Source organism: Micromonospora sp. ATA51 (assembly GCF_016802855.1).
In the GTDB taxonomy this organism is placed as follows: domain Bacteria; phylum Actinomycetota; class Actinomycetes; order Mycobacteriales; family Micromonosporaceae; genus Micromonospora; species Micromonospora sicca.
Window position 1 is genome coordinate 1 of sequence record NZ_JAEVHJ010000247.1, and the last position, 10,268, is coordinate 10,268.

Here is a 10,268-nt window from a genome sequence, read left to right on the forward strand (position 1 = left end):
GCGGACGGCCGGGGTCGGCGGGGCGGGCGGCGGCGCGTCGAGTCCGAGCGCTCGGGCCACCGTGTCGAACCGGCCGCCCAGCGCGAGGGTGGCCGAGGTGGCGACCACGGTGCGCTCGTCGTACAGGTGGGTGGCGAGGGTGCCGGCGACGGAGAGCGGGGCGACCACCAGGGCCCGGCGGCTGCCGTTGTCGGGCTTCTCCACCCAGGCCACGTCGTGGTCCGCCTCCTCCAGCAGCCGCTGGGCGGTGGTGGAGAGCTCGTCCAGCACCGCCTTCGCCTGCTGCTTGCGGACCGGGTCCGGGTCGTCGGCCTTGACCTCGCCGATCGCCTCCAGCGCTGCCCGGGTCGCCGCGTCGAGCAGCGTGCACGCCTCGCGCAGCGGCCCCGGCAGCCCGCCGGTCAGCCGCCCGGCGGGCACCTCGGCCAGCCCGACGGCGAGGGCGTCGCCGGCCTCGGTGAGCCGTTCGGCGACGTCCGGGCGCAGCAGTGGCCGGGCCCGCCGGGCGGACCGGTCGATCAGCTCCGGGACCAGCTCGGCCTGGGCGGCCGAGGAGACCCGGTCGGCGAGCTCGTGCGCCTCGTCCACGATGAGCAGCTTGTGCGGCGGCACGATGTGCCGGCCGGCGAGCATGTCGACGGCGAGCAGGCTGTGGTTGGTGACCACGATGTCCGCCTCCCGGGCCCGGGCCCGGGACGCCTCGGCGAAGCACTCCTGACCGAACGGGCACCGGCTCGCGCCGACGCACTCCCGCGCCGGCATGGAGACCGTCCGCCAGACCTGGTCGTCCACGCCCGGGTCCAGCTCGTCCCGGTCGCCGGTGGCGGTCTCCTCGGCCCAGTCCCGCAACCGCTGGATCTGCTTGCCGAGCCGGCCCGCCTCGCCCAGCCACTTCGTGCCGCCGCCGCCCGGGCGGGCGGCCGGGGCGTCGAAAAGGGTCTCCTCCGGCTCGTCCTCGGTGGAGTTGTCCAGCCGGGCCAGGCAGAGGTAGTGGTGCCGGCCCTTGAGCACGGCGAAGGTGGGCCGCCGGCGGAGCAGCGGCTCCACCGCGTCGGCGAGCCGGGGCAGGTCGTGGTCGACCAGCTGGGACTGCAAGGCCAGGGTGGCGGTGGAGACCACGACCGGGCCGTCCACGGTCAGCGCCGGGGCGAGGTAGGCCAGCGACTTGCCGGTGCCGGTGCCGGCCTGGACGAGCAGGTGCTCGCCGGAGGCGATGCTCCGCTCGATCGCCTCGGCCATCTGCTGCTGGCCCGGGCGGGTGGCCCCGCCGGGCACCGCGCCGACCGCGGCGGCGAGCAGGTCGGCCCCGCTCGGCCGGGTGCCCCGACCCTTCCGGGACGCGGCGGGACCGGTGGCGGTGCGGGGCGGAGTCACCGTGCGACGGTACCCGTCGCCGCCGACACCGGGCGCGCCCATCCGCCGCGTGGCGTCGTCGCGGCATGCGTCCGCGCGGGTCGCGTCCGGTTACCTGCCGATCGCGTCGCGTGGCCGGAATCGGTTAGGGTGCCAGTCATGCCGAGCGACGTGGTCCGCGTGATCTACCGCAAGTACGACGGCAGCGCCCACCGCGACTACCCGGCCCGTCGGCTCGCCGAGGACGACCTCGGTGTCTGGCTCGGCGTGCCGGCCGGCACCGAGTCGGTCTACCACGGCCGGCCGTCGGTCGAGCAGATCCCCTTCGTCCTGCTGGTGCCGCACCACGGCTGGTGGACCGGCATGTTCAACCCGCCGCCGCGGACCAGCGAGGTCTACTGCGACATCGCCACGCCGGCCCGTTGGGAGGGCGACGACACGGTCCACCTGATCGACCTCGACCTGGATGTGGTGCGTCGCCGGGCGACCGGCCTGGTGGAGTTGCGGGACGAGGACGAGTTCGCCGAGCACCGCGAGCGGTTCGGCTACCCCGACGACGTGGTCGCCGAGGCCCAGTCGGCGGCCCGCTGGCTCTTCGGCGCGCTCGGCGACGGCACCGAGCCGTTCGCCACGTCGTACCGGAAGTGGCTGGCCCTGGTGGTCTGAGCCGACCTCACCAGCGCAGCGGCCAGGTCTCCTCGGCGCCCAGCGGTGGGAGGTCGCGCACCTTCTCCGGGTTGAGCTGGTTGAATACGCCGGTGATCCGGCCGGAGTGCACGGCGAACGCGGTCACCAGCCGGATCGGCCGGCCGTCCCGGTGCACGGTCTCGGCCTGCCAGCCGAGGGCGCCGTCGACCAGTGCGGGCCGGGCCAGCAGCCGGCCGCCGTACCGGCCGGCCTGGCCGAAGAGGCCGAGGATGAAGCGGGCCACCGCGTCGGCCCCGACGACCGGCCGGCGGGCCGCCGGGAAGTGCCCGCCGCTGTCGCCGATCAGCACCACGTCCGGGGCGAGCACCTGGACCAGCCGGTCCAGCTCGCCGGACTCCACGGCGGCGGCGAACGCGGTCAGCACCCGCCGCTGCTCGGCCAGGTCGGCGGTGTGCCGGGGGACGTCCGGGGCGGTGACCGCCCGGCGGGCCCGGGAGGCGAGCTGCCGGGCCGCGGCGGGTGTGGTGCCGAGCACCTCCGCGATGGTGGCGAACGGCACCGCGAAGACGTCGTGCAGCACGAACGCGACCCGCTGTTCCGGCGCGAGCCGTTCCAGCACCACCAGCAGCGCCGTGCCGACCTGGTCGGCGCGGACCGCCCGTTCGGCCGGGTCGGGGGCGAAGCCGTCGGCCGTCGGGACCGGCCGCACCACCGGCTCCGGCAGCCACTGGCCCGGGTAGGCCTCCCGGCGTACCCGCGCGGAGCGGAGCACGTCCAGGCAGATCCGCGAGCAGGTGGTGGTGAGCCAGGCGCGCAGGTCCCGGATCTGGGCGCGGGCCGCCGGGTCGGCGAGCGCGGCGGCGTACCGCAGCCAGGTCTCCTGGACCGCGTCCTCGGCTTCGCTCCGGCTGCCCAGCATCCGGTGGGCGACCGCCATCAGGTGCCCGCGCTCCGCCTCGAACTCGGCATCGAGATCCACTGCCATCACGTCCCTCCCCGCAGCCGCATTCTCCCCCTCCTCTGCACGTCCCGCCGCCCCGGAACGTGACGGCCACCGCGACTCGATGCCGAATCCTGCCCGACGAGGGCGCGGAACGGGTTGAACGGGTGTTCACACCGCCCTGATCGACCGGGCGGCGGGCAGGGGAGGGGTTGTCGGGAGGCGGAGGCGGGTGAGCTGGGTGAGGATCGGGGGATGAGCGGAGTCGAAGGGGCCGGGGTCGTGCCGCCGCACGGCGGCACGATGCGGGAGTTGCTGCGGGTGCGGCCCGAGGGCGGCGCGGTGGACCTGGGGGCGCTCGACCCGCGCTCGACGCCGGGGCTGCCGGCGGCGGCGGGCAGCGGGAAGCGGCGCAGGGCGTGGGCCCACGAGCAGGTCGAGCTGCTCGGCGCCGACCTGGGCCGGCAGCAGGAGATGCTGTACGCGTCGGCGAAGGGCGCCGCCGGCCCGGATGCGCCGACCAGCGCTCCGACGGCGGCGGACGCCCACCTCGACGGCGACCGGCCGCGCCGGGTGCTGCTGGTGCTCCAGGCGATGGACTGCGGCGGCAAGGACGGCACGATCAAGCGGGTGGCCGGCGCGATGAACCCGCTCGGCCTGCACATCCGCTCGTTCGGGCGCCCAGCGCGGAGGAGCTGCGGCACGACTTCCTGTGGCGGATCCGCGGGGCCCTGCCGCCCCCCGGTTACGTCGGGATCTTCAACCGCTCGCACTACGAGGACGTGCTGATCGCCCGGGTCGGCGCGCTGGTCGACGAGGCCACCTGGCGGGCCCGGTACGACGAGATCAACGCCTTCGAGCGGGAGCTGGCCGACGGCGCGGTGACCCTGGTGAAGGTGATGCTGCACATCTCGTACGCGGAGCAGGGCGAGCGGCTGATGGAGCGGCTGACCGACCCGCGCAAGTACTGGAAGTACAGCCCCAGCGACCTGGAATCGCGGGCCCGCTGGGACGACTACCAGGCGGCGTACGCCGACGCCCTGGCCCGGTGCGACGCGGACGACGCGCCCTGGTTCGTGGTGCCGGCGGACCGCAAGTGGTACCGGGACTGGGCCGTCGCCCACCTGCTCCGGGAGACGTTCGGCGGACTTCACCTGGGGTATCCGGCTGCCGGTTTCGACGTGCAGCGGGAGCGCCAGCGGTTGCGGAGCGGGGACGAGGGGCTGAAGGTGAACGGCAGGTGAACGAGCGGTGAATCCGGCCTGACCAGGGGTGGGCCGGGGAATGCCCGCTCCCGCCGTGTCCTTAGCATGCCCAGAGCAGGCGCCCGGGGGCGTCGGCCACCCTTCCACCGACACGACGAGGTCCGTGCTGTGAAGTTTTCCTTCCGTCCCACCGAGGGCGCCTTCTACGAGCTCTTCACCAGGGCCGCGCAGAACCTGGTGCGGGGTACCGAGCTGCTCAACGAGCTGGCCCTGCCCGGCGTCGACGTCCAGTCGGTCAGCGAGCGGCTGACCGAGGTCGAGCACGACAGTGACCAGATCACCCACCAGCTGTACAAGAAGATCAACTCCACCTTCATCACCCCGTTCGACCGGGAGGACATCTACCGGCTGGGCTCGCTGCTCGACGACGTGATGGACCACCTGGAGGCAGTCGGCAACCTGCTCTACCTGTACGGCCTGACCAAGCTCCCCGCGCTGCCGCGCGAGCTGCACGAGCTGGTGAACGTCCTCGACCTGCAGGCCAAGCTGACCGCCGAGGCGATGCCCCGGCTGAAGTCGATGAAGGATCTCGAGGAGTACTGGATCGAGTGCAACCGGCTCGAGAACGACGGCGACCAGGCGTACCGGATGCTGCTGGTCCGGCTCTTCTCCGGCGAGTACGACGCGCTCACCGTGCTGAAGATGAAGGAGGTCGCCGACGAGCTGGAGGCCGCCTGCGACGCCTTCGAGCACGTGGCGAACACCGTCGAGACCATCACGGTCAAGGAGTCCTGATCCTGTGACTCCCGAACTCATCGCCGTGCTGGCGGTGATCGCGGTGGCCCTGGCGTTCGACTACACCAACGGCTTCCACGACGCCGCCAACGCGATCGCGACCAGCGTCTCGACCCGGGCGTTGACGCCCAGGATCGCCCTGCTGCTGGCCGCCGTCGGCAACTTCGTCGGCGCGCACTTCGGCGCCGGCGTGGCCAAGACCGTGGGCGACGGCCTGGTCACGCTCCCGACCGGCGTGGCCAGCCTCGGGGTGGTCTTCGCCGGGGTGCTCGGCGCCATCGCCTGGAACCTGATCACCTGGTACTTCGGCCTGCCGTCGTCCTCCTCGCACGCCCTCTTCGGCGGCCTGGTCGGAGCGACCCTGCTGGCCACCGGCGGCGTGGTCCAGTGGGCCAACATCGGCGAGAAGGTCATCCTCCCGATGATCCTGTCGCCGATCGTCGGCCTCACCCTCGGCTACCTGCTGATGCTGGCCATCCTCTGGCTCTTCCGGAAGGGGCAGCCGGGCAAGCTGAACCGCGGTTTCCGCTGGGCGCAGACCCTCTCGGCGGCGGCCATGTCGGTCGGCCACGGCATGCAGGACGCCGCGAAGACCATGGGCATCGTGGTGCTGGCCCTCTACACCGGTGGCTTCCAGGACGACAAGACGCACATCCCGGGCTGGGTCTTCTGGACCTCGGCGACCATGCTGGCACTGGGCACGTACGCCGGTGGCTGGCGGATCATCCGGACCCTGGGCCGCAAGATCATCGACCTGGGCCCGCCGGAGGGCTTCGCCGCCGAGACGGTGGCCAGCGCGGTGCTCTACTTCAACGCCCTCGTGCTGAAGGCGCCGATCTCCACCACCCACACGATCACCTCGGCGATCATGGGCGTGGGCGCGACCAAGCGGCTCTCCGCGGTCCGCTGGAACGTCGCCGGCAACATCGTGATCGCCTGGATCATCACGTTCCCGGCCGCCGCGGCGATCGCCTGCCTCTCCTACCTGGTGGTCCGGCCGCTGTTCTGACGCGCCGACCGCCCGTCGAGGGGCCCCCTGCCACGGCAGGGGGCCCCTCACGCGTGGTCGACGGGTTTGCTGCCACGGCAGTGGGCCTTCACGGGTAGTCGACCCCGATCCGCTCCCGGATCCCGTCCAGCAGCGCCATCACCTCCAGCGTCGTGGCGTGCGGGACCAGCGGGCTCTCGGTCAGCCCGGCGGCCAGGCAGCGCTGCACCTCGGCGGCCTCGTGCTGGTAGCCGCCGCCGGTCAGGTCGGCGGGAATGGTCTCCGGTTCGGTCCCGAGCCGGTGCAGCACGGCCGAGCCGGGCCGGTAGAAGGGCTCGGGCAGGTCGACGCGGCCGGTGGTGCCGGTGATCGAGGCGGTGATCGCGGTCGCGCCGACCATGCCGCAGCTCAGCGTGGCGACCGCGCCCGAGTCCCAGCCGAGCACGATGCCGGTGTTCTCGTCCACGCCCTCCGGGCCGAGCCTGGCCCAGGCGTGCACGTGCTGCGGCACGCCGAGCAGCAGGTGGGCCAGGCTGACCGGGTACACCCCGAGGTCGAGCAGCGCGCCGCCGCCCAGCGTCCGGGCCCGCATCCGATGCTCGGGCGGGAACGGCCCGGCCACCCCGAAGTCCGCCCGCACGCTGGTCACCTCGCCGATCGCGCCGTCCGCGATCAGCTCCACCACGCGCAGGATCAGGGGGTTGGTCCGCATCCACATGGCCTCCATCAGGAAGACCCCGCGGGCCCGGGCCGTCTCCACCAGCTCGGTGCTGGTGACCAGGTCCAGCGCGCACGGCTTCTCCACCAGCACCGCCCGTCCGGCGGCCAGGCAGGTCATGGTCGCCTCGTGGTGGGCAGCGTGCGGGGTGGCCACGTAGATCACGTCCAGGTCCGGGTCCGCGGCCAGGCCCGCCCAGGAGCCGTACGCCCGGGGGATGCCGTGCCGGGCGGCGAACAGCTCGGCGCTCGCCGGCGTACGCGAGCCGACCGCGACCAGTTCGGCTCCCGGCACCAGCCGCAGGTCCTCGGCGAAGCGGCCGGCGATGTGCCCGGTGGCCAGGATTCCCCAACGCGTCATGCCGGCACGCTATCCCGGCCCGCCCGGACGCCCGGGAGGATGATCCACCGGTCGGGAACTAGGCTCGCGGGATGACGATCGACGGCTTCACCGCACCCCCCGCCCTGGTGGAGCACGCCCGGCGGTTCCGCGCCGAGGGCGGCACCCCGGCGGTGCCCCGGGTCGCGGCCACCGTGCTGCTGCTCCGCCCCGCCGGCGCCGACTTCGAGGTGTACGTCATCCGCCGGGTCGCCGCGATGGCCTTCGGTGGCATGTACGCCTTCCCCGGCGGCGGGGTGGACCCCTCCGACTCCCAGATCCACCTGGACTGGGCCGGCCCGGAGCCGCCGAGTGGGCCACCCGCCTCGGGCAGCCGCCGGACGCCGCCCAGGCGGTGGTCTGCGCCGCCGCCCGGGAGGTCTTCGAGGAGGCCGGCGTGCTGCTGGCCGGCCCGGACGCCGCGATCGTGGTGGGTGACGTCAGCGGCGACGACTGGGAGACCGCACGACAGGATCTGGAGGGCCGCCGGGTGGGCTTCGCCGACCTGCTCGCCGGGCGGCGGCTGACGCTCCGCTCCGACCTGCTGCTGCCGTGGAGCCGGTGGATCACGCCGGAGTTCGAGCCGCGCCGCTTCGACACGTACTTCTTCGTGGCCCTGCTGCCGGAGGGGCAGCGGACCCGGGACGTCTCCGGCGAGGCCGACCACACCATGTGGGTGCGCCCGGCGGACGCGCTGGCCCGCGCCGAGGCCGGCGAGCTGACCATGCTGCCCCCCACGCTGGTCACCCTGGCCCAGGTGGCGGCGGCCGGCGACCTGGCCGGCGTGGCCCGCGCCGCCGCCGCCCGCGACGCCGCCACCCCGATCACCCCCCGCCTCGACCTCCCCGACGACGGCGAACCCCGCTTCGTCCTGGCCTGACCCGCACCGCCCCCCGCGATCTTGCACTTTCGGCCCGGGCGAAACCGGCTTTCCGGGCAACGGGCGGGCCCTGACTGCAAGATCGGCGGGGAAGGGCGGTCAGCCCGCCGCGCGGAGGTAGCGGGTGGCGAGGGTACGCAGCAGGTCGGCCAGTTCCGGTGGGTGCTGGACGGTGAAAGTCGGTGTCGAGGAGGCCGAGCCAGACCGCCATCGTCTCCAGGCGGTCCGCGCCGGTGTGCAGCAGGCAGCTCCGCTGGTCGACCGGTTCCACCGTGCCGACGGCCGGGTTGATCTGTTCGGCGACCACCTCGGCGGGGGCGTGCACCAGGATCCGCGCCCGGTGCCGCCAGGCTGCCGCCGACACCCCGCGCCGGACCCGGTCGACCACGTCCTCGGGCAGTTCCCGGGGCGCGAAGCGGGGACCATTCGGAGTGTGCGCGGGGTGATCCGGTCGACCCGGAACGTCCGCCAGTCGTCGCGTTCCGGGTCGAAGGCCACCAGGTACCAGCGGCGCCCCCAGTTGACCAGCCGGTACGGCTCGACGTCCCGGCGGCCGGCGGAGGCTGGCCAAGCTCGCACAGTGGTGGCGGACGTCCAGATCGGCGGAGAGCGTCGAATCGGCGAATCGCCCGAGGTTTGGGGGGTCAGCAGCGTGCATGTGCAGGTCGTCAACCACAGTGCCATGCCGATCCTCAACCTCTACATCACGGCCAGCCCACAAGACCACGATGAGGTACCAGGGGACTCGCTCCCAGTCGTCGGACCCGGCGAAAAGGTCTTGAGCATCATCGAACTGTCGCCTGCGGTGCCGCCTCCCACGGTGGGCCGCAAGGAGGACATGATCGGGTCGGTAATCCGCTTCACGGACGCGGCCGGCCTCCAGTGGACCGCGCGCGAGCCGGGTCACCGGCAGGGGAAGTTGCTCTTCGAGCAGGTGACACCGGTGTTGTACGCGTCGTTGAAGTGCGTGTAGTAGGCGTCGTAAAGCGGGTGGGCGGTGCCGGTCTCCGGGGCCATCTTCACGAAGATCTCGTCGTTCTCGCCGAGCGCGTCCTGCGTCCAGTTCTGCGAGCCCGTGTAGACGCGGTACTGCAGGGCGATGCCGTACCTGCCGTACGCCGCGAAGAACTTGTCGTGCACCTTGTCCTTGCGGCGGATGGCCACACCGGCGTCGAGGAGTTCGTTGTAGACCGACTGGCTCATGGCGATACCGCCGTCGGCGTTCGTACCGATGGCCATCCAGACCTTGCACCCGGCGGCGCGGAACCGGGTGGCGAGGTTGACGAGCTGCGGACGCCCGGTGGTCACCGACGCCATGCCGACGCGCAGCCGGCAGTCGGCGTCCGGGGTCAGGTCGTTGAGCCGGGTGACGATGGTATCGGTCTGCCCCGCGCCCTCCGGGGAGGCGTACGCGTCGGCCGCGGCCGCCTGGTAGTAGCCGCGGCCGGAGGCGGAGTCGTAGTAGTCGTTGCCGCTGTAGTGCCGGCGGTTCCACATGTCGGTGAAGTTCGCGTTGAGCCCCGCGGCGAGCGTGGCGTCGCCGTAGACCGTGACGGCGTTGTTGAACGCGTCGGGGCCGGTGGCGTAGGTGAGGTTGCTCGACCCGAACCAGACGACGTTGCCGCGGGCCACGCCGTTCGGGTCGGTGGTGCTGGTGAACGTGAAAATCTTCGTGTGCATGTCGCCGTCGGCGCTGGTGCTGATGCAGCCGTGGCCGCCGCTGCTGTTGAGGCAGAACTGGTGGTTGGTGAGCTGCTTGATCGTCGTGACGGCCGGGTCGGTCGAGGTGGCGTTCTTTCCGTCGAGGACCACCATCACGGTGACGCCGCGACTCTGGGCACGCAGCAGCGCGTCGGCCACGGAGTCCACGCTGAGGGAGTGAATCGTTCCCCGGACGGTGGCGCCCGCGGGCGCCCCGTCGATCAACCGCTGCAGCTCGTTGACGATGGTGTAGTCGCGCCCTCCGGTCGGGTTGCTGAAGTGCGCCCACACCGGATAACCGGCCAGAGTGGCGGCGGAGACACTCGCCGCCTGGGGCGCGGCCGAGGCGGCCCCGGCCGGCGCCAGTACGCACAGCGCGGCGAGGGTGGGGACCAGCGTACGGCGGACCACTCCGCCCACACGGTTCATGATCATAGACAGGCATGGTCATGAACGAATTTCCCGGTGTCAATGCCCGGGCGCCGAACGTCCCGTGAACGGCGGTGTCAGCGCTGCGTGCGGTCGTCGATCTCGGTGCCGGACTCGCCGGGCCGGGCCCCGATCGCCTCCTCGGCGGCCCGACCGCCAGTGCTCTCGTCACCCAGGTCCAGACTGCTGCGGGGCAGGCCGGACAACCCGGCCGGATCCTGCGTCGGCTGGTC

The 10,268-nt window shown here is 72.9% G+C and carries 9 protein-coding genes and 2 pseudogenes; 6 read left to right on the forward strand and 5 right to left on the reverse strand.

Going from position 1 to position 10,268, the window contains the following annotated elements; genetic code table 11:
• Positions 1–1,416 (reverse strand): ATP-dependent DNA helicase (locus JNW87_RS28205; RefSeq protein ID WP_255544441.1); only part of this gene is annotated, 1,416 nt, incomplete at its 3' end.
• A gap of 96 nt (positions 1,417–1,512) precedes the next feature.
• Here JNW87_RS28205 and JNW87_RS28210 point away from each other — a divergent pair.
• Positions 1,513–2,019 (forward strand): DUF402 domain-containing protein, encoded by a 507-nt coding sequence (locus JNW87_RS28210; RefSeq protein ID WP_109801030.1) that lies wholly within the window; start codon positions 1,513–1,515, stop codon positions 2,017–2,019.
• Between the two features lie 7 nt (positions 2,020–2,026).
• On the opposite strand, the gene sigJ is transcribed toward JNW87_RS28210, so the two are convergent.
• Complete coding sequence (sigJ, locus tag JNW87_RS28215) at positions 2,027–2,986, reverse strand: RNA polymerase sigma factor SigJ (RefSeq protein ID WP_109801029.1); 960 nt, start codon at positions 2,984–2,986, stop codon at positions 2,027–2,029.
• Positions 2,987–3,244: 258 nt separating this feature from the next.
• Here sigJ and JNW87_RS28220 point away from each other — a divergent pair.
• The 3 genes and pseudogenes from JNW87_RS28220 to JNW87_RS28230 all read left to right on the forward strand — a co-directional run bounded on the left by JNW87_RS28220 (position 3,245) and on the right by JNW87_RS28230 (position 5,950).
• Positions 3,245–4,185 (forward strand): annotated as a pseudogene (locus JNW87_RS28220) (PPK2 family polyphosphate kinase).
• A 129-nt stretch (positions 4,186–4,314) separates the two neighbouring features.
• Complete coding sequence (locus JNW87_RS28225; protein WP_109804640.1) at positions 4,315–4,941, forward strand: DUF47 domain-containing protein; 627 nt, start codon at positions 4,315–4,317, stop codon at positions 4,939–4,941.
• A 4-nt stretch (positions 4,942–4,945) separates the two neighbouring features.
• Positions 4,946–5,950, forward strand: coding sequence for an inorganic phosphate transporter (locus tag JNW87_RS28230; protein ID WP_109804641.1), 1,005 nt, complete (start codon positions 4,946–4,948; stop codon positions 5,948–5,950).
• Between the two features lie 88 nt (positions 5,951–6,038).
• On the opposite strand, the gene JNW87_RS28235 is transcribed toward JNW87_RS28230, so the two are convergent.
• The gene (locus JNW87_RS28235) at positions 6,039–7,007 is read right to left on the reverse strand and encodes a Gfo/Idh/MocA family protein (protein ID WP_238454699.1); all 969 of its coding nucleotides are present in this window, start codon (positions 7,005–7,007) and stop codon (positions 6,039–6,041) included.
• A gap of 71 nt (positions 7,008–7,078) precedes the next feature.
• On the opposite strand from JNW87_RS28235, the pseudogene JNW87_RS28240 reads away from it, so the two are divergent.
• Positions 7,079–7,905, forward strand: a pseudogene (locus JNW87_RS28240) (NUDIX hydrolase).
• A gap of 99 nt (positions 7,906–8,004) precedes the next feature.
• Here JNW87_RS28240 and JNW87_RS28245 read toward each other — a convergent pair.
• On the reverse strand, positions 8,005–8,589 hold the full coding sequence (locus JNW87_RS28245) for a WYL domain-containing protein (RefSeq protein ID WP_238454700.1): 585 nt from the start codon (positions 8,587–8,589) through the stop codon (positions 8,005–8,007).
• Between JNW87_RS28245 and JNW87_RS28250 the strand changes: the two genes are divergently transcribed.
• Positions 8,486–8,878, forward strand: a complete 393-nt coding sequence (locus JNW87_RS28250) for a hypothetical protein (RefSeq protein ID WP_238454702.1) — start codon at positions 8,486–8,488, stop codon at positions 8,876–8,878. The genes JNW87_RS28245 and JNW87_RS28250 overlap by 104 nt on opposite strands.
• On the opposite strand, the gene JNW87_RS28255 is transcribed toward JNW87_RS28250, so the two are convergent.
• Positions 8,809–10,041, reverse strand: coding sequence for a phosphatidylserine/phosphatidylglycerophosphate/cardiolipin synthase family protein (locus tag JNW87_RS28255; RefSeq protein ID WP_238454701.1), 1,233 nt, complete (start codon positions 10,039–10,041; stop codon positions 8,809–8,811). The two genes, JNW87_RS28250 and JNW87_RS28255, sit on opposite strands and share 70 nt — an antisense overlap.
• Between the last annotated feature and the right edge of the window lie 227 nt (positions 10,042–10,268).